The organism is Pseudomonas serboccidentalis, assembly GCF_028830055.1.
GTDB lineage: Bacteria > Pseudomonadota > Gammaproteobacteria > Pseudomonadales > Pseudomonadaceae > Aquipseudomonas > Aquipseudomonas serboccidentalis.
In genome coordinates, this window is the sequence record NZ_CP101655.1 from 5,413,976 (window position 1) to 5,440,456 (window position 26,481).

Sequence of the window (26,481 nt, forward strand, 5' to 3'; positions counted from 1 at the left end):
GCTCCTACAGGGGTGTAGGTCAGTCGATGTATTCGAACAGCTTCACGATCTTCTGCACGCCGGAAACGCTTTGCACCAGATTGGTCGCCTGTTGAGCTTCCTGCTTGGTCAGCAGGCCCAGCAGATAGACGATGCCGTTCTCGGTCACGACTTTGATGCGCGAGCCGGGAATGTTGGCGTCGGTCAGCATCTGAGTCTTGATCTTGGTGGTCAGCCAGGCGTCGTTCTGGCGTGCCAGCAGGGAGGAAGGTTGCAGCACTTGCAGCTCGTTGTGCACCTTCTTCACGCGCTGGACGTTGGCGGCGGCCTGTTCGGCCTTGGCTTTGAGGTCTTCGCGCGGCGTCTGGCCGGCGAGCAGCACCACGCCGTTGAAGCTGGTGACGACGATGTGCGAATCGTTGTCCAGGGCCGGGTCGGCCTTGGCCACGTTGACGCCGACTTTGGTCTCGATCAGCGAGTCATCGATTTTGCTACCGAAGGTTCGGGTGCCGCGGTCGTCTTCAATCGGCGCTTCACGGCTGGCATTCACCACCGAGGTGCAGCCACTGATGCCGAGGCACAGGGTCAAGGCCAGAAGGCCAAGGCGATTAGGGGTCATTCTTCACTCCCGAACAGTTGGCTGTCGATCAGATCGCAGAGGCAATGGATCGCCAGCAGATGGACTTCCTGAATACGTGCAGTGACATGGGCCGGTACGCGAATCTCGACGTCTTCAGGCAGCAGCAGTGATGCCATGCCGCCGCCGTCGCGGCCAGTCAATGCTACGACAATCATTTCGCGATCATGTGCGGCCTGGATCGCTTGAATAATGTTTGCCGAGTTACCGCTGGTCGAAATGGCCAGCAACACATCGCCTGGCTGACCGAGCGCGCGGATCTGCTTGGAGAACACTTCGTTGTAGCTGTAGTCATTGGCGATCGAGGTGATCGTCGAGCTGTCGGTGGTCAGGGCGATGGCGGGCAGGCTCGGACGTTCGCGCTCGAAGCGGTTCAGCAGTTCGGATGAGAAGTGCTGGGCGTCGCCGGCAGAGCCACCGTTGCCGCACGAAAGCATTTTGCCTTCGTTGAGCAGGGCATTGACCATGATCTGGCTGGCTTGCTCGATGTGCGGTGCAAGTACGTCCATCGCCTGTTGCTTGGTGTCGATACTGGCCTGGAAAAGCTGGCGAATTCGGGATTGCATGTCCATCTGTGTGACCTTAAGTAGCGCGGCTGTTCGGCACGTGAATGTGCAGCCCGCAAAGCAAAGAGCAAAAGTTGTCGGTGAAAGTGTCCGGGGTGGTGTGCAGAGAATCAACCATCGAACGCATTCTGCAGCCAGTTCAACTGATCCGGGTGCCTGTCGATGGCCACCACGTCGAAGCGGCAAGGGGAGTCGGCCCAGCGCGACTCGCGCTGAAGAAAATACTGTGCGGCGAAAATCAGTTTCTGCCGTTTGCGCTCATCGATGCTAGCGAGCGCGCCACCCCATTGAGTGTTTTTTCTGTAACGGACTTCCACGAATACTACTGTATCGCCATCAAGCATGACCAGATCAAGCTCGCCGCGTTTGCATGACCAGTTCTGCGCCAACAGGCGCAGACCCTGATGTTGCAGATGATCGAGCGCCTGGCGCTCGGCATCTTTACCGCTTTGCAGGTGCGAGCTGTCGGGCATTAGCGCGGGGTGTCCGGCAGGCGTTGAACCTGACCGTTGACGAACTGCGCCCAAGGCAACTGGCGTACCACGCGTTGGGTCTGGGTCATGCCCAGGCTGCCCGACTGACCTTCGATGCGGCTGTCCGGCAGGGCCTTCAACTGACCCAGGCGCGGTGCCAGGCGGTAGGCGTCGACACCCATCGCGTACAAACGGCCGAGGCTGCCGGCCGCTTGTGGCCATTGTGCGGTGACTTGTTGGCGCAGCGGGTCATTGGCTTCGAGCAACCATGGGGTTTCGCAGAAGCGAACGCCGTTCATGTCGTTGTACTGGTTCACATCACCGCTGGCGCTGTAGACGTGAGAGGTGGCGTAGACCGGAACGTCACCGGCGTACTGGAAGTTCAGGGTCGGCTTGATCTGCTGCGCCTGTTGCGGAGTGGCAGCCAGGAAGATGAATTCGATGTCCTGACGACGCGAAGGCTGTGCGGCTACGTTGGTGCCGGCGGCATTCTGCAGACTCTTGGCGCGGGCTTCGCTTTGACGCAGCTGGAACATGTCGGCGATCTGCTGGGCCAGTTGCACCGGCTGATCGACACGCTCGGTGGCAACGATGCTGCCGCCATTGGCCTGCCAGTCCTGGCTGAACGCACGCAATACGCGGTCGCCCCATTCGCCCTTCGGCACCATGATCGCTGCGCGGTGCAGGCCGTCGGCACGGGCCCGACGCGAGACTTCGCGGGCTTCGTCTTCAGCGGCCAGACCGAACTGGAACAGTTGTGCCGGGCCTTGATCGCCCTCGCTGTAGTTCAGCGCGAGGGTAGTGATCGGCAGTTGCGGGCGAGTGCTCAGTTGTTTGACCAGCGGTTTTTCCAGCGGGCCGACTACCAATTGCACGCCATCGGCCTGGGCCTTGCGGTAGAACTCGTCCATCGAGGTCAGCTTGGAGCTGTCGTAGAACTCAATGGCTGGCGGCTTCTGACCGGCCTGTTGCGCCTGGTAGTGCGCCGCCATGAAGCCTTCACGAAGCGCTTTGCCGACCGAAGCCAGCGGGCCGTCTTGCGGCAGCAGCAGTGCGATCTTGCTCAGGGGCTGGCTGGCCAGTTCCTTGAGTTTGGTCAGCGGCAACGGCAGGTTGATCGCGGCCGGGTGTTTTGGATTCTGCGCGCGCCAGGCATCGATCGCGGCTTGCTGCTGCTCCAGGGTGCCGGCCGTTTTCACCGCCAGGGCCAGGCCCATCCAGCCACCGAGATCGTCGGCGGTGTTGGGTTGCAGTTGATCTGTCGGCAGCGAGGCGATCAGGGTCCAGATCGCTTCGTGGTTCTTGCTGGCGGCTTCGCCTTTGAGCATTGGCGCGATAAAGATGCGCTCGCGAGCGGCTGCCAGGGTCTGGCCGTCGGCTTCCAGCGCGCGGGCATGCACGGTGCCCGTGCGCACCTGCTGCTCTTCCGGCATCTCGCTCAGGTGTTGCAGGCTCGGATGGCTCAGGGCGGTCAGCGCAGCCTTGGGCTGATTGCGCGTCATCGCCAGTTCAGCAGACAGGGTGCTGGCGAAGATCTGCTGGCCAGGCTTCAACTGCTCCATCGGCACTTGTTGCAAGATCTGCGCGGACTGGCCGGCGTTGCCTTGGCGATAAGCCAGGTCTGCCGCGCTCAGGCGCAACAGGGCGGCTTTTTCCGGCGTCTTGGCCTGGGTCGCCTGTTCGAGCAGTTGCTCGATGCTGGCATCCGGAGTCCGTGGAAGTTCGCCAAGGCTGGAGGAAGGGGAGCTGGCGCAGGCCGCCAGCAAGGCAGCGAAGCAGAGGGCAGTGAACAGCCGCAGGCAAGCGATCATGTAAGTGTTCCTGATACTCGATCAAATTAGCGTGGAATTGTACCCAAGCGCTGGCCGGGGCGCGATGTTACTGGCGTGAAACCGTCAATTTAGCTGAAGCAAATGTTGCGGCATCGCACAAAGACGCGCAAAACCGGCGTCGGCCGGAACGCATCGCAAGTCTCGTGACGCGTTACAATGCCGGCTTTTACCGATCATGAGGTGTGCGCTTTGACTGCTCCAGGTCCTTTGAATTCCGCTGCTGGCTCGCTTTATGTGGTGGCGACGCCCATCGGCAACCTGGACGACATCAGCGCCCGGGCCCTGAAAATCCTTCGCGAAGTAGCGCTGATCGCCGCTGAAGATACGCGTCACTCGGCGCGGTTGATGCAGCACTTCGGGATTGCCACGCCGTTGGCCGCGTGCCATGAGCACAACGAGCGTGATGAAGGTAGCCGTTTTATTACCCGCTTGCTGGCGGGCGACAACGTTGCGCTGATCTCCGATGCCGGTACCCCGCTGATTTCCGATCCGGGTTATCACCTGGTGCGTCAGGCGCGGGCGGCAGGGATCAATGTGGTGCCAGTACCGGGTGCCTGTGCGTTGATCGCGGCGTTGTCGGCGGCGGGGCTGCCGTCCGATCGCTTCATCTTTGAAGGGTTTCTGCCGGCCAAGTCGGTGGGGCGCAAGGCGCGTCTGGAAGCGGTCAAGGAAGAGCCGCGCACGCTGATTTTCTATGAAGCCCCGCATCGCATTCTTGAATGCCTGCAGGACATGGAGGCGGTGTTCGGCGGCGAGCGTCAGGCGTTGCTGGCCCGTGAAATCACCAAGACTTTCGAGACGCTTAAAGGTTTGCCGTTGGCCGAGCTGCGGGCGTTTGTCGAATCCGACAGCAATCAGCAGCGCGGCGAATGCGTGGTGCTGGTGGCCGGCTGGTCCGCGCCGGAGTCCGAAGACGCCGTCAGCAGCGAGGCGATGCGCATCCTTGATCTGCTGCTGGAAGAGATGCCGCTCAAGCGTGCCGCGGCGCTGGCTGCGCAAATTACCGGTGAGCGCAAAAACGTGCTGTACCAGGTCGCACTGGACAAGCAGAAGGGCGAGTAGCCCGTCGCGCAGACAGGTTTCGCGGCTATTAGCGCTTGTTCTTCGGGCGCTCTGCCGTTAACCTGCGCGGCGGAGAGTCGATCGGACAGTCGCTGCCCTCTATGAAAATTAGGGGGGGGAGGAAAGTCCGGGCTCCATAGGGCGAAGTGCCAGGTAATGCCTGGGAGGCGTGAGCCTACGGAAAGTGCCACAGAAAATAACCGCCTAAGCGCTTCGGCGCCGGTAAGGGTGAAAAGGTGCGGTAAGAGCGCACCGCACGTCTGGCAACAGTTCGTGGCTAGGTAAACCCCACTTGGAGCAAGACCAAATAGGGTCCCAAGGCGTGGCCCGCGCTGGGACCGGGTAGGTTGCTAAAGATGTCCAGTGATGGCCATCGTAGACGAATGACTGTTCAAGACAGAACCCGGCTTACAGATCGACTCTCCACCTTTTTCTTTCCCTGCTTGAATCAAAGGCATCAGGGCTGTGTATTATCGGCAGGCCTGCGCTAAAGTTCGGCAGCGGCAAATGCAGTAATAGCCATTTCCCACCTTGCTTCAATCAACAGCAGAAGCGCTTTTGTAATACCGAAAAAATCTTACTCTTAACAAATTACTTTAACTTTCGAGCGCAGCTCTCAGTGCTGCATCAAGTTATTGGTCAAAAGTATCCGTCAGATTCTCGTTACCCCTCCTTTTAAGCTCCTAAATCTCCGTTCTGTAAGGGTTTTCCTTTAATCCGCGCCTTGACGGTGTGGTGGGCGCATTCCTATAGTGTGCGCAAGTGGCGGAAAGTGGCATGAAGTGGGTTTTTTGAGCTCAAAACGATAAAAATTGGAGAAACGCTGACGTGTTTCGCGGAGCTAACGCTATCAGTCTCGATGCAAAGGGCCGTCTCGCCATGCCGAGCCGGTACCGTGACGAGCTCGTTTCGCGTAGTTCCGGCCAATTGATCGTGACCATTGATGCCGTTGATCCATGCCTGTGTGTCTACCCGCTCGACGAGTGGGAAATTATTGAAACCAAGTTGCGTGCACTCCCTTCGCTTCGCGAAGAGAACCGTCGCCTGCAACGTTTATTGATTGGTAATGCCGTCGACCTCGAACTCGATGGCAGTGGTCGTTTTCTGGTTCCACCGCGTCTGCGCGAATACGCCAAGCTGGACAAGCGCGCGATGCTGGTAGGCCAACTGAACAAGTTCCAACTGTGGGACGAGGATGCATGGAACGCGGTATCTGCCGCTGACCTTGCTGCTATTCAACAACCGGGCGCCATGCCTGACGAACTGCGTGATTTGATCCTGTGACTATTGATAGCGGCTTTAACCACATCACCGTACTGCTTGACGAAGCCGTCGAGGCTCTCGCCGTACGTCCTGATGGCTGCTATCTGGACGGTACGTTCGGGCGCGGCGGGCACAGTCGGTTGATCCTCAGCCAGCTCGGGACGGACGGTCGGCTCATCGGATTCGACAAAGATCCACAAGCGATTGCCACCGGGCAAACGCTAGCGGCCGAAGACGGCCGCTTTGTCGTTGTGCAGCGCAGCTTTGCCGAGCTGGGTTCGGAAGTGGCCGAGCGCGGTCTGGCCGGCAAGGTCAGCGGGATCCTGCTGGATCTGGGCGTGTCTTCGCCGCAGCTTGACGACGCCGAGCGCGGCTTCAGTTTTCTCAACGACGGCCCGCTGGACATGCGCATGGATCCGTCCCGAGGCATCAGCGCCGCCGAATTCGTCAACACCGCACCGGTGGAAGAAATCGCCCGGGTGTTCAAGGAATACGGCGAAGAACGTTTCTCCGGCCGGATGGCCCGTGCCGTGGCCGAGCGCCGCGATATCAAACCGTTCGAGCGCACCGCCGACCTGGCCGAAGTCTTGAAAGTCGCCAACCCGGCGTGGGAGAAGGGCAAGAACCCGGCTACCCGTGCGTTCCAGGGTTTGCGCATTCACGTCAACAACGAACTGGGCGATCTGGAAACCGGCCTCGAAGCCGCGCTGGATGCGCTGGAGGTGGGTGGCCGTCTGGTGGTCATCAGCTTCCACTCGCTGGAAGACCGCATCGTCAAGCTGTTCATGCGCAAGCTGGTGAAAGGCGAAGCCGACAACTTGCCGCGCAATCTGCCGGTTCGCCACGTGGCGTTCGAACCGAAAATCAAGATCCATGGCAAAGCGCAGACGGCCTCCGACGCCGAACTCAAAGCCAACCCACGTTCCCGTAGCGCTGTCATGCGTGTCGCGGAGAAGTTGCGGTGAGCAAGCTTTTCGCCAAACCCCTGCCGGGCGGCAGCTTTATCATGCTGCTGCTGTTTATCGGCGTGCTCGTGTCGGCCATCGGCGTGTCTTACAGCGCGCACTGGAACCGCCAGTTGCTCAACACTCTTTACAACGAACTCAGCGTGCGCGACAAGGCGCAGGCCGAGTGGGGGCGCCTGATTCTCGAACAAAGTACCTGGACCGCCCACAGCCGGATCGAAGTGCTGGCCACCGAACAACTGAAAATGCACATCCCGGGCGCGGCTGACGTGAAGATGGTGGCGCCATGATGAAACTCGAAGGGGCACTCTTTCCGTGGCGCTTCCGTCTGATGGTGGCACTGCTTGGCGTCATGGTCGCGGCGATCTGCTGGCGCATCATCGACCTGCAAGTGGTTGACCGCGATTTCCTCAAGGGGCAGGGCGACGCGCGCAGTCTCCGTCACATTCCGATTCCGGCTCACCGTGGTCTGATCACTGACCGCAACGGCGAGCCTTTGGCCGTGAGTACCCCGGTGACCACCCTGTGGGCCAACGCCAAGGAAATGCAGACGGCCAAAGAGAAGTGGCCGGCATTGGCGGCAGCGTTGGGTCAGGATCCGAAAGCCCTGGCAGAACGCCTTGAAGCCCAGGCTAACAAAGAATTCATTTATCTGGTGCGCGGGTTGACCCCCGAGCAGGGCCAGACCGTGCTCGACCTGAAAGTGCCGGGCGTGTACGGCATCGAAGAATTCCGCCGCTTTTATCCGGCCGGTGAAGTCACCGCGCACATGGTCGGCTTTACCGACATCGACGATCACGGGCGCGAAGGCGTCGAACTGGCCTACGACGAGTGGCTGGCCGGGGTGCCGGGCAAGCGGCAGGTCATCAAGGATCGGCGCGGTCGGCTGATCAAGGATGTCCAGGTCACCAAGAACGCCAAGGCCGGCAAGCCCTTGGCGTTGTCGATTGACCTGCGTCTGCAATACCTGGCCAACCGCGAACTGCGCAACGCGATCATCGAGAACGGCGCCAAGGCCGGCAGTCTGGTGATCATGGACGTGAAGACCGGCGAGATCCTCGCCATGGTCAACCAGCCGACCTACAACCCGAACAACCGTCGCAACCTGCAACCGGCGATGATGCGTAACCGCGCGATGATCGACGTGTTTGAACCGGGTTCGACCATGAAAGCGATCTCGATGAGCGCTGCCATCGAGTCCGGCCGCTGGAAACCGACCGACACCGTCGAGGTGTATCCGGGCACGTTGCAGATCGGTAAATACACGATCAAGGACGTTTCCAAAAGCGAAGGTCCGGTGCTGGACATGACCGGTATTCTGATCAATTCCAGTAACGTCGGCATGAGTAAGGTCGCGTTCGATATCGGTGGTGAAACCATTTACCGCCTCGCACAGAAAGTCGGCCTGGGCCAGGACACCGGCCTCGGCTTCCCGGGCGAGCGCGTCGGCAACCTGCCGAACTACCGCGACTGGCGCAAGGCTGAGACTGCAACGCTGTCGTATGGCTACGGTATTTCCGTGACTGCGATTCAACTGGTGCACGCGTTCTCGGCGCTGGCCAACAACGGTCGTCTCGCGCCGCTGACCCTGATCAAAACCGACAAGGCGCCGCAGACCACCCAGGTGCTGCCGGAATCGGTCGCGAAAACCATGCAGGGCATGCTGCAGCAAGTGATCGAAGCACCGCGCGGCGTGTTCCGTGCGCAGGTGCCGGCGTATCACGTGGCTGGCAAGTCCGGTACTGCACGTAAAACATCGGTGGGCACCAAGGGCTACGCCGAAAACTCCTACCGCTCGCTGTTCGCCGGTTTCGGTCCGATGAGCGATCCTCGTTACGCCATCGTTGTGGTGATCGATGAACCGTCCAAGGCCGGCTACTTCGGTGGTCTGGTTTCGGCGCCGGTGTTCAGCCGTGTGATGTCCGGCACCCTGCGTCTGATGAACGTGACCCCGGACAACCTGCCGACCACCCAACAGGCCAACGCTACGCCGGTCGTTCCGCTGAAAGCCAATGGAGGGCGCGGCTGATGTCTCTGAGTCTGAACAAGATATTTCCCCACGCCGGCCACGATCTGTTGATCCGTGAATTGGCGCTGGACAGCCGCAACGTACGCGCCGGTGATTTGTTCCTCGCCGTGCCGGGCGGCAAATTCGATGGCCGTGCGCACATCGCCGATGCCTTGCAGCGCGGCGCGGCGGCGGTTGCCTACGAAGTGGAAGGCGCCACCGTGCTGCCGATCACCGAAGTGCCGTTGATTCCGGTCAAGGGTCTGGCTGCGCAGCTGTCCGACATTGCCGGGCGTTTTTATGGCGAGCCGAGTCGTCACCTGAACCTGGTCGGCGTCACAGGCACCAACGGCAAAACCAGCGTGACCCAACTGGTCGCGCAGGCACTGGATCTGCTCGGTCAGCATTGCGGCATTGTCGGGACTCTGGGTTCCGGCTTCTATGGCGCGCTGCAAAGCGGTCTGCACACCACGCCGAACCCGATTGCCGTGCAAGCCACCCTGGCCGACCTGAAAAAGGCCGGGGCCAAAGCCGTGGCCATGGAAGTTTCGTCCCACGGTCTGGATCAGGGCCGGGTCACCGCGTTGGCGTTCGACGTGGCGGTGATGACCAACCTGTCCCGCGATCACCTGGATTATCACGGCACCATGCAAGCGTACGCCGAGGCCAAGGCCAAGCTGTTCGCCTGGAATGACTTGAAGTGCCGGGTGGTCAACCTCGACGACGATTTCGGCCGGCAACTGGCCGCTGAAAAACGTGACTCGCGTCTGATCAGCTACAGCCTGCTCGACAGCAGCGCCTACCTTTATTGCCGTGAAGCGCAGTTCGATGATCACGGCGTGCGCGCCACGCTGGTCACGCCACAAGGCGAGCATCATCTGCGCAGCACACTGCTCGGCCGTTTCAATCTGAGCAACGTGCTGGCAGCCGTCGGCGCCTTGCTCGGTCTGGACTATGCCCTCGACGAAATTCTCAAGGTGCTGCCGAAACTCGAAGGCCCGGCCGGACGCATGCAGCGTCTGGGTGGCGGTACTCAGCCGCTGGTGGTGGTCGATTACGCCCACACCCCGGATGCCCTGGAAAAAGTTCTGACCGCGCTGCGCCCACACGTCAAAGGCCAGTTGCTGTGCCTGTTCGGCTGCGGCGGTGACCGCGATCGTGGCAAGCGTCCGCTGATGGCCGAAGTGGTCGAGCGTCTGGCTGACCGCGTACTGGTCACCGATGACAACCCGCGCACGGAAGATCCGGCGCAGATTTTCGATGACATCCGCGCAGGCTTCACCGCTGTGGATAAAGTCACCTTCGTTGCCGGTCGTGGTCAGGCGATTGCCCAGTTGATCGCCGGTGCTTCGGCGGATGACGTGATTGTCCTGGCCGGTAAAGGCCACGAGGACTATCAGGAAATCAACGGCGAGCGTCACGATTTCTCCGATCTGGTCGAAGCCGATCATGCCCTCACTGCATGGGAGGTGGCCCATGCTTAAGGCCCTGACATTGAGCGAACTGAGCAACGTGCTCGACGCACGTCTGGTCAGCAGCGATGCCAGTTTCGACGGCGTCAGCATCGACAGCCGCGCGATCAAGCCCGGGCAGTTGTTCATTGCCCTGACCGGTCCGCGTTTCGACGGTCATGACTACCTGAACGAGGTTGCCGGCAAAGGCGCCGTCGCGGCGCTGGTCGAGCGCGAAGTGCCCGACAGCACCTTGCCGCAATTGCTGGTCAAGGATACCCGTCAGGCCCTCGGCCAGTTGGGGGCGTTGAACCGTGCCGCGTTCACACAGCCGGTCGCTGCCATCACCGGCTCCAGCGGCAAGACCACGGTCAAGGAGATGCTGGCGAGCATCCTGCGTACGCGTGGGCCGGTACTCGCTACCCGTGGCAACCTGAACAATGATCTGGGCGCACCGCTGACCCTGCTCGAACTGGCCCCGGAACATACCGCGGCCGTGATCGAACTGGGTGCCTCGCGCCTGGGCGAAATCGCCTACACCGTCGGGTTGACCCGGCCGCATGTGGCGATTCTGAACAATGCCGGCACCGCACACGTCGGTGAATTCGGCGGCCCGGAAAAAATCGTCGAAGCCAAAGGCGAGATCATCGACGGGCTGGCGGCGGATGGCGTTGCCGTGCTCAACCTCGACGACAAGGCCTTCGGTATCTGGAAGACCCGCGCCGGCGCACGCAAGGTGCTGACCTTCTCCCTGAGCAATTCTCAGGCAGATTTCTACGCCAGTGACCTGAGCACCGACGCCCGTGGTTGCCCGGCCTTCAAACTGCATACACCTGAAGGTGTCGAGCACGTTCAGTTGAACCTGCTCGGCACGCATAACGTCGCCAACGCCATGGCTGCTGCCGCTGCCGCTCACGCCTTGGGCGTGTCGCTGTTCGGCATTGCCACCGGGCTTGGCGCCGTGCAACCGGTCAAGGGTCGCACCGTCGCGCAACTGGCGAGAAACGGCATGCGCGTGATCGATGACACTTACAACGCAAACCCCACCTCCATGTGCGCTGCCGTTGATATACTCGCCGGCTTTTCCGGCCGCACCGTCCTGGTGCTCGGAGATATCGGCGAGTTGGGCGACTGGGCGGAGCAGGGGCACCGCGACGTGGGCGAGTACGCCCGGGGCAAGGTTTCCGCGCTTTACGCGGTCGGACCGAACATGGTTCACGCCGTAAACGCATTCGGTAAAGAGGCGCATCACTTCGGCACGCAAGCCGAACTGATCCAGGCCCTCGACGCCGAGCAGGACACAAACACCACCATTTTGATCAAGGGTTCGCGCAGTGCAGCGATGGAAAACATCGTTGCGGCTCTGTGCGGGTCCAGTCTGGAGAAACATTAATGCTGCTGCTGCTAGCGGAGTATCTGCAACAGTTCTACAAAGGCTTCGCGGTCTTCCAGTACCTGACCCTGCGCGGGATCCTCGGTGTGCTGACTGCGCTGGTCTTGTCGCTGTGCTATGGCCCGTGGATGATCCGCACCCTGCAGAAGCGTCAGATCGGCCAGTCCGTTCGCAATGACGGCCCGCAATCGCACCTGTCCAAGTCGGGTACACCGACCATGGGCGGCGCACTGATTCTGTCCTCCATCGGTGTCAGCACCCTGCTGTGGGCTGACCTGAGCAACCGCTACGTGTGGGTCGTATTGTTGGTGACCCTGCTGTTCGGCGCCATCGGCTGGGTCGACGACTACCGCAAGGTGATCGAGAAGAACTCCCGTGGCCTGCCAAGCCGCTGGAAATATTTCTGGCAATCGGTGTTTGGTCTGGGCGCGGCGATCTTCCTTTATATGACCGCTACCACGCCGGTGGAAACCACGCTGATCCTGCCGATGCTCAAGGACTACAGCATTCCGCTGGGTGCCGGTTTCATCGTGCTGACCTACTTCGTGATCGTCGGTTCGAGCAATGCGGTCAACCTGACTGACGGCCTCGACGGCCTGGCAATCATGCCAACCGTGATGGTCGGCGGTGGCCTGGGCATTTTCTGCTACCTGTCGGGTAACGTGAAATTCGCCGAATACCTGCTGATCCCTTACGTGCCGGGCGCGGGCGAACTGATCGTGTTCTGCGGCGCGTTGATCGGTGCCGGCCTCGGTTTCCTGTGGTTCAACACCTATCCGGCGCAAGTGTTCATGGGCGACGTCGGTGCACTGGCGCTGGGCGCGGCACTGGGCACCATCGCGGTGATAGTGCGTCAGGAAATCGTGCTGTTCATCATGGGCGGTGTGTTCGTGATGGAAACCCTGTCCGTGGTTATCCAGGTTGCTTCCTTCAAGCTGACCGGTCGCCGTGTGTTCCGCATGGCACCGATTCACCACCACTTTGAACTCAAGGGCTGGCCCGAGCCACGCGTGATCGTCCGTTTCTGGATCATCACCGTGATTCTCGTGCTGATCGGCCTTGCCACCCTGAAGCTGAGGTAGAACGAGTGTCTCTGATCGCTTCTGACCACTTCCGCATCGTTGTCGGCCTCGGCAAGAGCGGCATGTCCCTGGTTCGCTTCCTGGCGAACCGGGGCGTGTCGTTTGCCGTCGCCGATACGCGGGACAATCCACCGGAACTGGCCACGCTCAAGCGTGACTATCCGCACGTGGAAGTGCGTTGTGGCGAGCTGGACGTCGAATTCCTGTGCCGTGCCGACGAGCTCTACGTGAGCCCCGGCCTGGCGCTGGCGACCCCGGCCCTGCAAGCCGCTGCGGCCCGTGGCGTGAAAATGTCCGGCGACATCGAGCTGTTCGCGCGTAACGCACGGGCGCCGATCGTGGCCATTACCGGTTCCAACGCGAAAAGCACCGTCACCACCCTGGTCGGCGAGATGGCGGCTGCGGCCGGCAAACGCGTCGCGGTGGGCGGCAACCTCGGTACGCCGGCGCTTGAGTTGCTCAGCGACGACGTCGAGCTGTACGTGATGGAGCTGTCGAGCTTCCAGCTGGAAACCACCGACCAGCTCAACGCCGAAGTGGCCACCGTACTCAACATCAGCGAAGACCACATGGACCGCTACAGCGGCCTGCCGGCGTACCACCTGGCCAAGCACCGGATTTTCCGTGGGGCGAAGCAGTTCGTGGTCAACCGCCAGGACGCGCTCAGCCGTCCGTTGATCGGCGAAGGTCAGCCATGCTGGACCTTCGGTCTGAACAAGCCGGATTTCAAAGCCTTCGGCCTGCGTGAAGAAAACGGCGAGAAATACCTGGCCTTCGAATTCCAGAACCTGATGCCGGTGCGCGAACTGAAAGTGCGCGGTGCGCACAACCAGGCCAACGCCCTCGCGGCGCTGGCGCTCGGTCATGCGGTCGGTCTGCCGTTCGACGCCATGCTGGATGCGCTGCGCAACTTCACCGGCCTCGAACATCGCTGCCAGTGGGTTCGTGATCTGGACGGCGTCGGCTACTACAACGATTCCAAGGCCACCAACGTCGGTGCGGCGCTCGCGGCTATCGAAGGCCTGGGTGCGGACATCGACGGCAAGGTCATTCTGATCGCCGGTGGCGACGGCAAAGGCGCCGAGTTCAACGACTTGCGTGATCCGGTGGCGGCCAACTGCCGCGCCGTGATCCTGATGGGTCGTGATTCCGACAAGATCGGCGCCGCCATCGGCGACGCTGTGCCGCTGATTCGCGCCACGTCGCTGGTCGACGCCGTCGAGCAATGCCGTGCGGTCGCCCAACCAGGTGACGTGGTGCTGCTGTCGCCGGCCTGCGCCAGTTTCGACATGTTCAAGAATTACGAAGACCGTGGTCACCAGTTCGTCCGCGCCGTGGAGGATCTGGCATGAGCCTGCGCAATATCATCAAGCCGTACCCGTCGCCGATCATCACTGGCCGTGGCATTGACCTCGACTTCCCGATGCTCGCTGGTTGCCTGGCGCTGCTGGGCCTGGGCCTGGTCATGATTGCCTCGGCGTCCACCGAAGTGGCGGCGGCGCAATCGGGCAGCGCGCTGTACTACATGATTCGCCACCTGATCTATGTGGCGCTGGGCCTGGGTGCCTGCATCGTTACCATGATGATTCCGATCGCCACCTGGCAGCGTCTGGGCTGGATGATGCTGATCGGCGCATTCGGTCTGCTGGTGATGGTGATCGTCCCCGGGATCGGCCGCGAAGTGAACGGTTCGATGCGCTGGATCGGTTTCAGCTTCTTCAACGTGCAGCCGTCCGAGATTGCCAAGGTGTTCGTGGTGATCTACCTCGCCGGTTACCTGGTGCGTCGGCAGAAAGAAGTGCGCGAGAGCTGGATGGGCTTCTTCAAGCCGTTCATCGTGCTGCTGCCGATGGCGGGCCTGTTGCTGATGGAGCCGGACTTCGGTGCCACCGTCGTGATGATGGGGGCTGCGGCAGCGATGCTGTTCCTCGGTGGGGTCGGGCTGTTCCGTTTCTCGCTGATGGTGGTGTTGGCGGTCGGGGCCGTGGTCTTGCTGATTCAGATGCAGCCATACCGGATGGCGCGTCTGACCAACTTTGCTGACCCGTGGGCCGACCAGTTCGGCGCCGGCTATCAGTTGTCGCAAGCGTTGATTGCCTTCGGTCGCGGTGAGTGGCTGGGCGTTGGCCTGGGCAACAGTGTGCAGAAACAGTTCTACCTGCCTGAAGCGCACACCGACTTCGTGTTCTCGGTGCTCGCCGAAGAGCTGGGCGCCGTCGGTTCGCTGTGCACCGTGGCGCTGTTCGTCTTCGTGTGTATCCGTGGCATGTACATCGGTCTGTGGGCCGAGAAGGCCAAGCAGTTCTTCGCGGCCTACGTGGCCTACGGTCTGTCGTTCCTGTGGATCGGCCAGTTCCTGATCAACATCGGGGTGAACGTCGGCCTGCTGCCGACCAAGGGGCTGACCCTGCCGTTCCTCAGTTATGGCGGCAGTTCCCTGGTGATCTGCTGCGCCTGCCTTGGCTTGTTGCTGAGGATCGAGTGGGAGAGTCGAACCCACCTGGGCAGTGAAGAGATGGAGTTCCATGAGAGCGACTTCGCCGAGGAGCCGAACCATGGGCGCTAACGTATTGATCATGGCCGGCGGTACCGGCGGCCACGTGTTCCCGGCGCTGTCCTGTGCCCGCGAATTCCAGGCGCGCGGCTACACCGTGCACTGGCTCGGCACGCCACGCGGGATCGAAAACGATCTGGTGCCGGCTGCAGGTCTTGAGCTGCACCGCATCAATGCCACGGGGTTGCGTGGCAAGGGCAAGCTGTCGCTGCTCAAGGCACCGTTCATGCTGCTCAAGTCGGTGTGGCAGGCGCGGGCGGTGATTCGCAAGCTGCGTCCAGTCTGCGTGGTCGGCTTCGGTGGTTATGTGACCGGTCCTGGTGGTATCGCCGCCAAATTGGCCGGTGTGCCGGTGATCGTTCACGAGCAGAACGCCGTGGCCGGCACCGCCAATCGGTTGCTGGTGCCGTTCGCCGCCCGGGTGTGTGAAGCGTTCCCCGACACCTTTACTCTGTCGGACACCCGCCGTACCACCGGAAACCCGGTGCGCAGCGAGCTGTTCCTCGAAACATCGCGACCTGCCCTGGCCGGTCGCAAAGCGCGTTTGCTGATCCTTGGCGGAAGCCTGGGCGCAGAACCGTTGAACAAGTTGCTGCCTGAAGCCCTGGCGCAAGTCCCTGCCGATTTGCGCCCGGAAGTGTTTCATCAGGCCGGCAAAAACCACGATGAAGTGACTGCAGAGCGCTATCGCGCCGCCGGCGTGGATGCGCAGGTGCAGCCGTTCATCAAAGACATGGCCCAGGCCTATGGCTGGGCTGACCTGGTGGTGTGCCGCGCTGGCGCGCTGACCATCAGTGAGCTGGCTGCCGTCGGTCTGCCCTCGATACTGGTGCCTTTGCCCCACGCGATCGACGATCACCAGACCCGCAACGCCGATTATTTGGCCCGTGAAGGCGCAGCCTTCCTGATGCCGCAAAGAACGACTGGTGCCGCGGACCTTGCCGCGCGCCTGACAGAGGTCTTGATGCAACCGCAACGACTCGAAGAAATGGCCCAAGCGGCCCGCCGTCTGGCCAAACCCGATGCCACCCGTAGCGTGGTCGATACCTGTCTGGAGGTGGCCCATGGTTGAGAATCAGAAAGCCATGCCGCAACCGGAAATGCGCCGCATCCGTCGCATTCACTTCGTCGGTATCGGCGGCGTGGGCATGTGCGGTATCGCGGAAGTGCTGCTGAACCTCGGCTATGAAGTGTCCGGTTCCGACCTGAAAGCTTCGCCGGTGACCGAGCGTCTGGAATCGTTTGGTGCGCACATTTATATCGGCCACCACGCCGAGAACGCCGCGACCGCCGATGTGCTGGTGGTCTCGAGCGCCGTCAACACCTCCAACCCGGAAGTGGCGACCGCGCTGGAGCGCCGCATTCCAGTGGTCCCGCGTGCCGAAATGCTCGCCGAGCTGATGCGCTATCGCCACGGCATCGCCGTCGCCGGTACCCACGGCAAAACCACCACCACCAGCCTGATCGCTTCGGTGTTCGCGGCCGGTGGTCTGGATCCGACCTTCGTCATCGGTGGCCGTCTGAATGCTGCGGGCACCAATGCCCAGCTCGGCACCAGCCGCTACCTGATCGCCGAAGCCGACGAAAGCGATGCCAGTTTCCTGCACCTGCAACCGCTGGTGGCGGTGGTGACCAACATCGACGCCGACCACATGGCGACTTACGACGGTGACTTCAACAAACTGAAGAAAACCTTCGTCGAATTCCTGCACAACCTGCCGTTCTACGGTTTGGCGGTGATGTGCCTGGACGATCCGGTGGTGCGTGAAATCCTGCCGCTGGTCAAGCGTCCGACCGTGACCTACGGCTTCAGCGAAGACGCTGACGTGCGCGCAATCAATGTGCGCCAGCAGGGCATGCAGACGTTCTTCACCGTGCTGCGCCCGGACCGTGAGCCGCTGGATGTGTCGGTGAACATGCCGGGCAACCATAACGTGCTCAACTCGCTGGCAACCATCTGCATCGCCACCGACGAAGGCGTCAGCGATGAAGCCATTGTCCAGGGCCTGTCCGGGTTCCAGGGCGTTGGCCGACGCTTCCAGGTCTACGGCGAACTGCCGGTGGACGGCGGCAACGTGATGCTGGTCGACGACTACGGTCACCACCCGACCGAAGTCGCCGCCGTGATCAAAGCCGTACGCGGTGGCTGGCCGGAGCGCCGTCTGGTGATGGTCTACCAGCCGCACCGCTACAGCCGCACCCGTGACCTGTACGACGATTTCGTCAATGTACTGGCCGACGCCAACGTGCTGCTGCTGATGGAAGTCTATCCGGCCGGCGAAGAGCCGATCCCGGGTGCGGACAGCCGCAAGCTGTGCAACAGCATCCGTCAGCGCGGTCAGCTCGACCCGATCTACATCGAGCGCGGTGTCGACCTGGCGCCGCTGGTCAAACCGCTGCTGCGTGCCGGCGACATCCTGCTGTGCCAGGGCGCCGGTGATATCGGCGGTCTCGCGCCGAAGCTGTTGAAAAGTGAATTGTTCGCCGGCGCCGTGGCCGCGTCGGTCGAGGGGAAGTTGAAATGACTGCTGCCTACGCCAACCTGTTCTCCACTATCGCGCCGAAAGACTTCGGCCGTGTCGCCGTGCTGTTTGGTGGCATGAGTGCCGAGCGTGAGGTTTCGCTGAAATCCGGTAACGCTGTACTCGACGCGCTGCAAAGCGCCGGCGTGGACGCGTTCGGGATCGATGTCGGCGAGGATTTTCTGCAGCGTCTGCTGAATGAAAAGATCGACCGCGCGTTCATCATCCTCCACGGTCGTGGCGGTGAAGACGGCTCCATGCAGGGCCTGCTCGAATGCGCCGGCATTCCGTACACCGGCAGCGGCATTCTTGCCTCGGCACTGGCGATGGACAAACTGCGCACCAAGCAGGTCTGGCACAGCCTCGGGATTCCGACGCCGCGTCACGCCGTACTGTGCAGCGAAGCCGATTGTATTTCCGCCGCGACGGAACTGGGCTTCCCTTTGATCGTCAAACCGGCGCATGAAGGTTCAAGTATCGGGATGGCCAAAGTGAGTTCTGCGTCCGAGTTGATCGACGCATGGAAAGCGGCCAGTACCTACGATTCGCAAGTCTTGGTTGAGCAATGGATTCAAGGTCCGGAGTTCACCATCGCCACCCTGCGTGACCAGGTGTTGCCTCCTATCGCCCTGGGTACACCGCACACGTTCTACGACTACGACGCCAAGTACATCGCCAACGATACCCAGTACCGCATTCCGTGCGGGCTGGATGCCGCCAAGGAACAGGAACTCATGGATCTCACGGCCAAGGCCTGTGAGGCGCTGGGTATTGCCGGTTGGGGCAGGGCGGACGTGATGCAGGACGCCGACGGGCAGTTCTGGTTCCTGGAAGTGAACACCGCACCGGGCATGACCGATCACAGCCTGGTGCCGATGGCGGCGCGTGCTGCCGGTCTGGATTTCCAGCAACTGGTCCTGGCCATTCTGGCCGCCAGTGTTGAAGGCTCCGGTAATAAAGAGGCGCGAGGTTAAGACCATGCAAGGCGCTCAGCTCAGACATCAGCCACCCGCACCCGGCCGCAAGCCGGTGCCGCGGGGTGCCAGCCGAATGGTGGCCAAAGAGCCGATGTCTGCGCGCCTGCCGAAAGCCAATTTCGGTTTTCTGAAAAGCCTGTTCTGGCCGGTGCTGCTGGTGGCGCTGGGGTTCGGTACCTACGAAGGCGCGCAGCGTTTGCTGCCGTACGCCGACCGGCCGATCACCAAGATCGCCGTGCAGGGCGACCTGAGCTACATCAGCCAGCAAGCGGTGCAGCAGCGAATCGCCCCGTACGTGGCGTCGAGCTTCTTCACCATCGACCTGGCCGGCATGCGCACCGAGCTTGAGCAAATGCCATGGATCGCCCACGCCGAAGTACGCCGGGTGTGGCCGGACCAGGTGGTGATCCGCCTCGAAGAGCAACTGCCAGTGGCCCGTTGGGGCGACGAGTCGCTGCTGAACAACCAGGGCCAGGCGTTCACGCCAAAGGAACTGGCGAACTACGAACACCTGCCACAACTGTTCGGCCCTCAACGGGCCCAGCAGCAAGTGATGCAGCAATACCAGGTGCTGAGCCAGATGCTCAGGCCGCTGGGCTTCTCGATTGCACGCCTGGAACTGCGTGAACGCGGCAGCTGGTTCCTGACCACTGGTGCCGGCAGTTCGGGCCCCGGCATCGAGTTGCTGCTGGGACGCGGCAACCTGGTGGAAAAGATGCGCCGCTTCATTGCCATCTATGACAAGACGCTTAAAGACCAGATTACGAACATTGCGCGCATCGATCTGCGCTACGCCAACGGCCTCGCTGTTGGCTGGCGGGAACCAGTAGCGCCGACGACAGCCCAACCCGCTGTCGCAAAGAATTAAGAAGAGGCAGGACCCATGGCAAACGTGCAAAGCGGCAAAATGATCGTCGGTCTGGATATCGGCACCTCCAAGGTGGTGGCGCTGGTAGGCGAGGTCGCGGACGACGGCACGCTGGAAATCGTCGGTATCGGTACTCACCCATCCCGCGGCCTGAAGAAGGGCGTGGTGGTGAACATCGAGTCCACCGTGCAATCGATCCAGCGCGCGATCGAGGAAGCCCAACTGATGGCGGGCTGCCGCATTCACTCGGCGTTCGTCGGCGTGGCCGGCAATCACATCCGCAGCCTGAACTCCCACGGCATCGTGGCGATTCGTGATCGCGAAGTCAGCTCGGCTGACCTTGAACGTGTACTCGACGCCGCCCAGGCCGTGGCGATCCCGGCTGACCAGCGCGTGCTGCACACCCTGCCGCAGGATTACGTGATCGATAACCAGGAAGGCGTTCGCGAGCCACTGGGCATGTCTGGCGTACGTCTGGAAGCCAAGGTTCATGTGGTCACCTGCGCCGTCAACGCTGCACAGAACATTGAAAAATGCGTGCGCCGCTGCGGTCTGGAAATCGACGACATCATTCTCGAGCAACTGGCTTCGGCCTACTCGGTGCTGACCGACGACGAAAAAGAACTGGGCGTGTGCCTGGTCGACATCGGCGGCGGCACCACTGACATCGCGATCTTCACCGAAGGCGCGATCCGCCACACCGCGGTGATCCCGATTGCCGGTGATCAGGTGACCAACGACATCGCCATGGCGTTGCGCACCCCGACCCAGTACGCCGAAGAGATCAAGATCCGCTACGCCTGCGCCCTGGCCAAACTGGCCGGTGCCGGCGAAACCATCAAGGTGCCGAGCGTGGGCGACCGTCCACCGCGCGAACTGTCGCGTCAGGCCCTGGCCGAAGTGGTCGAGCCGCGTTACGACGAACTGTTCACCCTGATCCAGGCCGAACTGCGTCGCAGCGGCTACGAAGACCTGATCCCGGCGGGCATTGTCCTGACCGGCGGTACGTCGAAGATGGAAGGCGCCACCGAACTGGCCGAGGAAATCTTCCACATGCCGGTTCGTCTGGGGGTGCCGCATGGCGTGAAGGGCCTGGATGACGTGGTCCGCAACCCGATTTATTCCACTGGCGTTGGCTTGTTGATGTACGGCCTGCAGAAGCAGTCCGACGGGATCTCGTTCTCGGGCATCGGCAGCCGCGACAGCTACAGCAACGATGAGCCACAGGCGCCGTTGCTGGACCGATTGAAGAAGTGGGTTCAAGGCAACTTTTAAAAGCAGCTCGGAGCTTCAAGCTTCAGGCGGCAAGCAGTAGCAGTAGATGCACCGCAACAAAAATGCAGTAGGCGAAAAAACTAGAGAATGTAAGGAGAGGGAAAATGTTCGAACTCGTAGACAACATCCCCGCAAGCCCGGTAATCAAAGTTATCGGTGTTGGCGGTGGCGGCGGCAACGCTGTCAACCACATGGTCAAGAGCAACATCGAAGGCGTTGAATTCATCTGCGCCAACACTGATGCTCAAGCGCTGAAAAACATCGGCGCGCGGACCATCCTGCAACTGGGCACCGGCGTGACCAAAGGCCTGGGCGCCGGCGCCAACCCGGAAGTCGGCCGTCAGGCTGCGCTGGAAGATCGCGAGCGCATCGCTGAAGTGCTGGCCGGCACCAACATGGTGTTCATCACCACTGGCATGGGCGGCGGTACCGGTACCGGTGCTGCGCCGATCATCGCCGAAGTGGCCAAGGAAATGGGCATCCTGACCGTTGCGGTCGTGACCCGTCCGTTCCCGTTCGAAGGCCGCAAGCGTATGCAGATCGCCGATGAAGGCATCCGCATGCTCTCCGAAAGCGTCGACTCGTTGATCACCATTCCTAACGAGAAGCTGCTGACCATCCTCGGTAAAGACGCCAGCCTGCTGTCGGCTTTCGCCAAGGCTGACGATGTACTGGCCGGTGCCGTGCGCGGTATCTCCGACATCATCAAGCGTCCGGGCATGATCAACGTCGACTTCGCCGACGTGCGTACCGTGATGAGCGAAATGGGCATGGCGATGATGGGCACTGGCTGCGCCAGCGGTCCGAACCGTGCACGTGAAGCCACTGAAGCGGCGATCCGCAACCCGCTGCTGGAAGACGTGAACCTGCAAGGCGCGCGCGGCATCCTGGTGAACATCACCGCCGGTCCTGACCTGTCTCTGGGTGAGTACTCCGACGTGGGTAGCATCATCGAAGCCTTCGCTTCCGAGCACGCAATGGTCAAGGTCGGTACCGTTATCGATCCGGACATGCGCGACGAGCTGCACGTGACTGTGGTTGCCACCGGTCTGGGCGCGAAAATCGAGAAGCCTGTGAAGGTCATCGACAACACCGTTCACACCTCCATGGCCGCCGCTCAGGTTCAACAACCGGCCCCTGCGCGTCAGGAAGCACCGGCGGTGAACTACCGTGACCTGGACCGTCCGACCGTCATGCGCAACCAGGCTCAGGCCGGTGCTGCGACTGCCGCGAAGATGAACCCGCAGGACGATCTGGACTACCTGGACATCCCGGCATTCCTGCGTCGTCAGGCCGATTGATGGAATGTATCAGGGCTATGACGGTGATTGGTGTTCAGCAAAGGCTCGGTCTGCTATTATCGCCAGCCTTTGTTGATACCAGTTCGCAATTTGCGCTGAAGCGGCCCAAGCCATGATTAAACAACGCACACTGAAAAATATTATCCGTGCCACAGGTGTAGGCCTGCATTCCGGGGAGAAGGTCTACCTGACCCTCAAGCCTGCGCCTGTCGACACTGGCATTGTGTTTTGTCGCGCTGACCTCGACCCTGTGGTGCAGATTCCTGCCCGCGCGGAAAACGTCGGTGAAACCACTATGTCGACGACGCTGATTAACGGCGACGTCAAAGTGGACACGGTAGAGCACTTGCTCTCGGCCATGGCTGGCCTGGGCATCGATAACGCCTACGTCGAGCTCTCCGCGTCCGAAGTCCCGATCATGGATGGCAGCGCTGGACCGTTCGTATTCCTGATTCAATCGGCAGGCCTGGAAGAGCAGGACGCCGCCAAGAAATTCATCCGCATCCTGCGTGAAGTGACAGTGGAAGACGGCGACAAGCGCGCCACTTTCGTCCCTTTCGAAGGGTTCAAGGTGAGTTTCGAGATCGACTTCGATCACCCGGTTTTCCGGGACCGCACCCAAAGTGCAAGCGTGGATTTTTCCAGCACTTCGTTCGTAAAAGAAGTCAGCCGCGCCCGTACTTTCGGTTTCATGAGTGACATCGAGTACCTGCGCAAGCACAACCTCGCACTCGGCGGCAGCGTTGAAAACGCGATCGTGGTAGATGCCGATGGTGTACTGAACGAAGACGGCCTTCGCTACGAAGACGAATTCGTGAAGCACAAGATCCTCGATGCGATTGGCGACCTGTACCTGCTGGGCAACAGCCTGATTGGTGAGTTCAAAGGCTTCAAGTCCGGTCATGCACTGAACAACCAGCTGCTGCGCAAGTTGATTGAGCAGACAGATGCGTGGGAAGTCGTGACGTTCGAAGACGCGAGCACTGCACCGATCTCTTACATGCGCCCGGTTGCGGCAGTGTAAGTAAAAAACCTCTCTAGTTTTTTGAAGGCCATCCTCGGATGGCCTTTTTTTATGCCCCTGTTAAAAGCAAAAGATCACAGCCTTCGGCAGTTCCTACAGGGAAATGTATTCCAAAAGTAGGAGCTGCCGAAGGCTGCGATCTTTTGATCTTACGAACTGACTACGCGATTGCGACCACTCTCTTTGGCCTGATACAACGCCTTGTCCGCCGCAAACAGCAGTTGCTCCAGCGACATCTCGACCGCCGCCGTCCAGGTGCTGATGCCGATGCTGACGGTCATCGCCACATCCGCGCCCTCGACCCTCGGCATTTGTTCGACCGCCTGGCGAATATGCTCGGCAATCTGCCGAGCGCCGGTGCTGCCGGTTTCGGCGAGGATCACCGAGAACTCTTCGCCGCCATAGCGGGCGACCAGGTCTGCCGGTCGTCGCACGTTCGCTGTGATCACCTTGGCCAGTTCGCGCAGCGCCTGATCACCGGCCTGATGCCCATGGCGATCGTTGAAGGCCTTGAAGTGGTCGGCGTCGATCATCATCACCGACAACGGCTGCCCCGAGCGCTGGGCGCGGAACCATTCGTGGCGCAGCGACTGGTCGAGCATCCGCCGGTTGGCTAAGCCGGTCAGCGCATCGGTGGCGGCCAGTTGCGCCAGTTCGCGTTCGGCGCGTTGGCGCAAACGCAGTTCGCGGGCGAGCAGCCAGGTCAGCCACAGCAGACCCGAACAGAGCACGCCGGTGGCTCCGCTGATCAACATCGCGGTACGGCGCCAAGTACCAAACACCTCTTCGCTGGAGAGCGCAACCATCACCGTCAGCGGCAAATTACCGACCCGCGAATAGGTGTAGAGGCGCTGCTGATGGTCCATGCTCGAGGTGCTGGTGAAACTGCCATTGCCATCCTTGTCTGCGAGGATCCGCACCACGTTGGGCCGGTTGCCGAAGTTCTTGCCGATGGAATCGCTTTGCAGGTACGGCTTCTGCGCCAACAGGATGCCGTCGCTGTTGATGATGTTCAGTGTGCTGTCTTTGCCGATGTCGAGGCTGTTGAACAGCTGATCGAAATAATCGAGCTTCATCGACGCCACGGCCACGCCGGCGAATTCGCCGGTGTCCGAGGAGATCCGCCGGCTGAAGCTGATACGCCACTGGTTGGCTTCGTCGCAACTGCAGCGCGTCTTGAAGGGGCGGCTGATGAACATGCCGGTGTCGCGGTTGAACGCGTGGGCGAGGAAGTATTCGCGGTCGGCGAAGTTGCCCGGTTTGGGTTCGATCCGCGATGAATCGGCGATCACATCGCCATGCTTGTCGAGCAACAGGATGTCGCCCTTGAAGCGCGCAGCGGTCGAGCGGTCGAACAAGGCCAGATGGCGGATCTGCGGGCTGACGTCGCGCAAGTCATCGCGCTGCGCGGCGGCGATCAAGCCTTGCAGGGTCAGGTCGTACAACTCGACGGTGCGCAGGACGTCAGCGTCGATCAACTGCGCGATGGTGGTGGCGCTGCGGGTGGCCGACTCCTGAGCGTTGGCGTGCTCGCGGATCAGCAAAAACGTGACGATGCACAGAATCGCGATCACCGTCAGCGAACTGCCGCAGATCAGCAGCAATTCGGGACGTCCGGTCTTGCCCGCAGCAGGTGGGGTACGGCTCGCGATCATGGTGGGGTTGTCGGTTGGGGAAGTCTTATAAGCGTAGTTGCACAAACACTGAACCATCTGTGGCGAGGGAGCTTGCTCCCGCTGGGGCGCCTGGCGGCCCCCGTTTTTGAAGAGGGGGCTGCTGCGCAGTCCAGCGGGAGCAAGCTCCCTCGCCACAGGTTCTGTGCCAGTCGCGACTGACTTTGGTGGATCTTAGAAGACGTTGATCGGGTAGTCGACAATTACACGGTATTCATCTGTGTCGGTGTCGATCGCGCCGTAGCCGTTGCCGCCACGGTTGGTCGCCCACTGCAGGCGTACTGCGAGATCTTTCGCCTGACCGCTCTGCACCACGTATTTCAAGTCGATGTCGCGCTCCCAGTGCTTGGCGTTGCGACCGTCGGCGCTATACCACGAAGCATAGCCCTTACTGTCCGGATCGACCTTGGTCAGGTCCACGGTGCCGCGCGAATAAGAGACCGCCGAGGTCAGGCCCGGCAGGCCGAGACCGGCGAAGTCGTAGGCGTACTTGAGCTTCCACGAACGCTCGTTCGGGCCGTTGAAGTCCGAGTACTGCTGGGAGTTGTCGAGGTAAACGCTGTCGCCCTGGCTGATGTAGTCGAACGGCGTGTTGCCGTTGACCCGCTGATACGCAGCAGTAACGCTGTGGCTGCCGATGCCGACGGTGAAGTGCAGACTGTAGGTGTTGTTGTCGATGTCGCCCAGCAGCGCGTCACCGGTGTCTTGCGTGTGATAGAAGTGCAGGCCCGGGTTGAGGCTGACCAGATCGCTCAACTGCCACGTGTAGTCGAGGTCGTAGTAGTACTGGTTCCAGATGTCCTTCAGCTCGGCGGCGTACAGGTTGCTGGTCAGGCCTTCGACGCCACTCCAGGAAACCCCGGCCCAGTTCAGGTGGCGGCTTTCGTCGCCGTCGGCGAGTTTGCCGTACGAGGTGCCGATGCGCTGGCGACCGCTCTGGTTGTAAGGCTTGGTGAAGCTGGCCTGGCCACCTTCGAACATCCAGCCGTCGAAGCTGTGGTTGGTCAGGCTGACGCCACGAAAGGTCTGCGGCAGCATGCGGCTGTCACCGCCGGCAATCACCGGGTTGGTCAGGAACAGGTCGCCAGCCTTCAGTTCAGTATCAAACGCACGCATTTTCAGCGTGCCGCCGGCGGTCGAGAACGCGCCCGGGGCTTTGCCGTTGCCATCGCTGATCGGCAGGATGCTCGAACCATCGGTACCGCCACCGCCGTCGAGTTTCAGCCCGAGCATGGCGTGGGCATCGATGCCGAAACCGACCGTGCCTTCGGTGTAACCCGACTTGAAGATCCCGAGAAACCCCTGGCCCCACTCGATGTTGTCGTCCGTCTGCTGCAGACGGTTGCGATTCATGTAGTAGTTGCGAGCGTTGAGGTTGAGGCTCGAGCCTTCGACGAAACCTTCCCTGGCGGTTTCGTCGGCATGGGCGGTGGGGGCAATCGTTGCGGCAATTGCAATGAACAGCGGGGTGAAGCTGACTGGGTAACGCACTTGCGATGGAGCTCCTTGGGTCAACTGACACTCAATGTCTTGAGGGGCGGGATATTTCTTGTTGTTACAGACGAACCAAACGGCT

At 61.2% G+C, this 26,481-nt stretch carries 23 protein-coding genes and 1 other RNA gene; 18 read left to right on the forward strand and 6 right to left on the reverse strand.

Annotation, left to right across the window (positions count from 1 at the left end; genetic code table 11):
* Nucleotides 1-19 precede the first annotated feature (19 nt).
* The 4 genes from NN484_RS24680 to NN484_RS24695 form a co-directional block, all read right to left on the reverse strand.
* On the reverse strand, nucleotides 20-598 hold the full coding sequence (locus NN484_RS24680; protein ID WP_127648157.1) for a BON domain-containing protein: 579 nt from the start codon (nucleotides 596-598) through the stop codon (nucleotides 20-22).
* Nucleotides 595-1,188: a phosphoheptose isomerase gene (locus tag NN484_RS24685; protein ID WP_007961622.1), complete on the reverse strand. Its 594-nt coding sequence runs from the start codon at nucleotides 1,186-1,188 to the stop codon at nucleotides 595-597. Before NN484_RS24685 ends, NN484_RS24680 begins: the two co-directional genes overlap by 4 nt.
* A 104-nt stretch (nucleotides 1,189-1,292) precedes the next feature.
* Nucleotides 1,293-1,655: a YraN family protein gene (locus tag NN484_RS24690; protein ID WP_274658137.1), complete on the reverse strand. Its 363-nt coding sequence runs from the start codon at nucleotides 1,653-1,655 to the stop codon at nucleotides 1,293-1,295.
* Nucleotides 1,655-3,466, reverse strand: coding sequence for a penicillin-binding protein activator (locus NN484_RS24695; RefSeq protein WP_274658138.1), 1,812 nt, complete (start codon nucleotides 3,464-3,466; stop codon nucleotides 1,655-1,657). Before NN484_RS24695 ends, NN484_RS24690 begins: the two co-directional genes overlap by 1 nt.
* A gap of 177 nt (nucleotides 3,467-3,643) precedes the next feature.
* On the opposite strand from NN484_RS24695, the gene rsmI reads away from it, so the two are divergent.
* The 18 genes from rsmI to lpxC all read left to right on the forward strand — a co-directional run bounded on the left by rsmI (nucleotide 3,644) and on the right by lpxC (nucleotide 23,232).
* On the forward strand, nucleotides 3,644-4,549 hold the full coding sequence (gene rsmI, locus NN484_RS24700) for a 16S rRNA (cytidine(1402)-2'-O)-methyltransferase (RefSeq protein WP_127648159.1): 906 nt from the start codon (nucleotides 3,644-3,646) through the stop codon (nucleotides 4,547-4,549).
* 73 nt (nucleotides 4,550-4,622) lie between these two features.
* Nucleotides 4,623-4,976: RNase P RNA component class A (gene rnpB, locus NN484_RS24705), an RNA gene on the forward strand.
* 401 nt (nucleotides 4,977-5,377) lie between these two features.
* Nucleotides 5,378-5,833 (forward strand): division/cell wall cluster transcriptional repressor MraZ, encoded by a 456-nt coding sequence (gene mraZ, locus NN484_RS24710; protein ID WP_003205355.1) that lies wholly within the window; start codon nucleotides 5,378-5,380, stop codon nucleotides 5,831-5,833.
* Complete coding sequence (gene rsmH, locus NN484_RS24715) at nucleotides 5,830-6,777, forward strand: 16S rRNA (cytosine(1402)-N(4))-methyltransferase RsmH (RefSeq protein ID WP_164747831.1); 948 nt, start codon at nucleotides 5,830-5,832, stop codon at nucleotides 6,775-6,777. The genes mraZ and rsmH overlap by 4 nt, the downstream gene beginning before the upstream one ends.
* A complete protein-coding gene (gene ftsL / locus NN484_RS24720) occupies nucleotides 6,774-7,067 on the forward strand; it encodes a cell division protein FtsL (RefSeq protein WP_003228022.1) in 294 nt (97 codons plus the stop codon). Before rsmH ends, ftsL begins: the two co-directional genes overlap by 4 nt.
* The gene (locus NN484_RS24725; protein ID WP_174823762.1) at nucleotides 7,067-8,806 is read left to right on the forward strand and encodes a peptidoglycan D,D-transpeptidase FtsI family protein; all 1,740 of its coding nucleotides are present in this window, start codon (nucleotides 7,067-7,069) and stop codon (nucleotides 8,804-8,806) included. The genes ftsL and NN484_RS24725 overlap by 1 nt, the downstream gene beginning before the upstream one ends.
* Complete coding sequence (locus tag NN484_RS24730) at nucleotides 8,806-10,269, forward strand: UDP-N-acetylmuramoyl-L-alanyl-D-glutamate--2,6-diaminopimelate ligase (protein WP_127648161.1); 1,464 nt, start codon at nucleotides 8,806-8,808, stop codon at nucleotides 10,267-10,269. The genes NN484_RS24725 and NN484_RS24730 overlap by 1 nt, the downstream gene beginning before the upstream one ends.
* A complete protein-coding gene (locus tag NN484_RS24735) occupies nucleotides 10,262-11,629 on the forward strand; it encodes a UDP-N-acetylmuramoyl-tripeptide--D-alanyl-D-alanine ligase (RefSeq protein WP_274658139.1) in 1,368 nt (455 codons plus the stop codon). Before NN484_RS24730 ends, NN484_RS24735 begins: the two co-directional genes overlap by 8 nt.
* Nucleotides 11,629-12,711: a phospho-N-acetylmuramoyl-pentapeptide-transferase gene (mraY, locus tag NN484_RS24740; protein WP_215502350.1), complete on the forward strand. Its 1,083-nt coding sequence runs from the start codon at nucleotides 11,629-11,631 to the stop codon at nucleotides 12,709-12,711. The genes NN484_RS24735 and mraY overlap by 1 nt, the downstream gene beginning before the upstream one ends.
* A gap of 5 nt (nucleotides 12,712-12,716) precedes the next feature.
* Nucleotides 12,717-14,063 (forward strand): UDP-N-acetylmuramoyl-L-alanine--D-glutamate ligase, encoded by a 1,347-nt coding sequence (gene murD / locus NN484_RS24745; protein WP_215502349.1) that lies wholly within the window; start codon nucleotides 12,717-12,719, stop codon nucleotides 14,061-14,063.
* A complete protein-coding gene (gene ftsW, locus NN484_RS24750; protein WP_127648164.1) occupies nucleotides 14,060-15,277 on the forward strand; it encodes a putative lipid II flippase FtsW in 1,218 nt (405 codons plus the stop codon). The genes murD and ftsW overlap by 4 nt, the downstream gene beginning before the upstream one ends.
* A complete protein-coding gene (gene murG, locus NN484_RS24755) occupies nucleotides 15,267-16,337 on the forward strand; it encodes an undecaprenyldiphospho-muramoylpentapeptide beta-N-acetylglucosaminyltransferase (RefSeq protein ID WP_127648165.1) in 1,071 nt (356 codons plus the stop codon). The genes ftsW and murG overlap by 11 nt, the downstream gene beginning before the upstream one ends.
* Nucleotides 16,330-17,790: a UDP-N-acetylmuramate--L-alanine ligase gene (gene murC, locus NN484_RS24760; protein ID WP_127648166.1), complete on the forward strand. Its 1,461-nt coding sequence runs from the start codon at nucleotides 16,330-16,332 to the stop codon at nucleotides 17,788-17,790. The genes murG and murC overlap by 8 nt, the downstream gene beginning before the upstream one ends.
* Nucleotides 17,787-18,761, forward strand: coding sequence for a D-alanine--D-alanine ligase (locus NN484_RS24765; protein ID WP_127648167.1), 975 nt, complete (start codon nucleotides 17,787-17,789; stop codon nucleotides 18,759-18,761). The genes murC and NN484_RS24765 overlap by 4 nt, the downstream gene beginning before the upstream one ends.
* A 4-nt stretch (nucleotides 18,762-18,765) precedes the next feature.
* Nucleotides 18,766-19,632, forward strand: a complete 867-nt coding sequence (locus NN484_RS24770) for a cell division protein FtsQ/DivIB (RefSeq protein WP_041073143.1) — start codon at nucleotides 18,766-18,768, stop codon at nucleotides 19,630-19,632.
* Between the two features lie 15 nt (nucleotides 19,633-19,647).
* On the forward strand, nucleotides 19,648-20,907 hold the full coding sequence (gene ftsA, locus NN484_RS24775) for a cell division protein FtsA (protein ID WP_003228014.1): 1,260 nt from the start codon (nucleotides 19,648-19,650) through the stop codon (nucleotides 20,905-20,907).
* 104 nt (nucleotides 20,908-21,011) lie between these two features.
* Nucleotides 21,012-22,208, forward strand: a complete 1,197-nt coding sequence (gene ftsZ / locus NN484_RS24780; protein WP_025109282.1) for a cell division protein FtsZ — start codon at nucleotides 21,012-21,014, stop codon at nucleotides 22,206-22,208.
* A 112-nt stretch (nucleotides 22,209-22,320) separates the two neighbouring features.
* Entirely contained in the window at nucleotides 22,321-23,232 is a 912-nt protein-coding gene (lpxC, locus tag NN484_RS24785; RefSeq protein ID WP_007916984.1) for a UDP-3-O-acyl-N-acetylglucosamine deacetylase, read from the forward strand.
* Nucleotides 23,233-23,381: 149 nt separating this feature from the next.
* On the opposite strand, the gene NN484_RS24790 is transcribed toward lpxC, so the two are convergent.
* Nucleotides 23,382-24,887: a sensor domain-containing diguanylate cyclase gene (locus NN484_RS24790; RefSeq protein WP_274658140.1), complete on the reverse strand. Its 1,506-nt coding sequence runs from the start codon at nucleotides 24,885-24,887 to the stop codon at nucleotides 23,382-23,384.
* 192 nt (nucleotides 24,888-25,079) lie between these two features.
* Nucleotides 25,080-26,396, reverse strand: coding sequence for an OprD family porin (locus NN484_RS24795; RefSeq protein ID WP_274658141.1), 1,317 nt, complete (start codon nucleotides 26,394-26,396; stop codon nucleotides 25,080-25,082).
* Between the last annotated feature and the right edge of the window lie 85 nt (nucleotides 26,397-26,481).

Excerpts from the sequence above, each read along its gene's own strand:
- NN484_RS24680 (WP_127648157.1), bottom strand. The coding sequence starts at position 598 with ATGACCCCTAATCGCCTTGGCCTTCTGGCCTTGACCCTGTGCCTCGGC.
- NN484_RS24685 (WP_007961622.1), bottom strand. The coding sequence starts at position 1,188 with ATGGACATGCAATCCCGAATTCGCCAGCTTTTCCAGGCCAGTATCGAC.
- NN484_RS24690 (WP_274658137.1), bottom strand. The coding sequence starts at position 1,655 with ATGCCCGACAGCTCGCACCTGCAAAGCGGTAAAGATGCCGAGCGCCAG.
- NN484_RS24695 (WP_274658138.1), bottom strand. The coding sequence starts at position 3,466 with ATGATCGCTTGCCTGCGGCTGTTCACTGCCCTCTGCTTCGCTGCCTTG.
- rsmI (WP_127648159.1), top strand. The coding sequence starts at position 3,644 with ATGCCGGCTTTTACCGATCATGAGGTGTGCGCTTTGACTGCTCCAGGT.
- NN484_RS24725 (WP_174823762.1), top strand. The coding sequence starts at position 7,067 with ATGAAACTCGAAGGGGCACTCTTTCCGTGGCGCTTCCGTCTGATGGTG.
- NN484_RS24730 (WP_127648161.1), top strand. The coding sequence starts at position 8,806 with ATGTCTCTGAGTCTGAACAAGATATTTCCCCACGCCGGCCACGATCTG.
- NN484_RS24735 (WP_274658139.1), top strand. The coding sequence starts at position 10,262 with ATGCTTAAGGCCCTGACATTGAGCGAACTGAGCAACGTGCTCGACGCA.
- mraY (WP_215502350.1), top strand. The coding sequence starts at position 11,629 with ATGCTGCTGCTGCTAGCGGAGTATCTGCAACAGTTCTACAAAGGCTTC.
- ftsW (WP_127648164.1), top strand. The coding sequence starts at position 14,060 with ATGAGCCTGCGCAATATCATCAAGCCGTACCCGTCGCCGATCATCACT.
- murG (WP_127648165.1), top strand. The coding sequence starts at position 15,267 with ATGGGCGCTAACGTATTGATCATGGCCGGCGGTACCGGCGGCCACGTG.
- murC (WP_127648166.1), top strand. The coding sequence starts at position 16,330 with ATGGTTGAGAATCAGAAAGCCATGCCGCAACCGGAAATGCGCCGCATC.
- NN484_RS24765 (WP_127648167.1), top strand. The coding sequence starts at position 17,787 with ATGACTGCTGCCTACGCCAACCTGTTCTCCACTATCGCGCCGAAAGAC.
- NN484_RS24770 (WP_041073143.1), top strand. The coding sequence starts at position 18,766 with ATGCAAGGCGCTCAGCTCAGACATCAGCCACCCGCACCCGGCCGCAAG.
- ftsA (WP_003228014.1), top strand. The coding sequence starts at position 19,648 with ATGGCAAACGTGCAAAGCGGCAAAATGATCGTCGGTCTGGATATCGGC.
- ftsZ (WP_025109282.1), top strand. The coding sequence starts at position 21,012 with ATGTTCGAACTCGTAGACAACATCCCCGCAAGCCCGGTAATCAAAGTT.
- lpxC (WP_007916984.1), top strand. The coding sequence starts at position 22,321 with ATGATTAAACAACGCACACTGAAAAATATTATCCGTGCCACAGGTGTA.
- NN484_RS24790 (WP_274658140.1), bottom strand. The coding sequence starts at position 24,887 with ATGATCGCGAGCCGTACCCCACCTGCTGCGGGCAAGACCGGACGTCCC.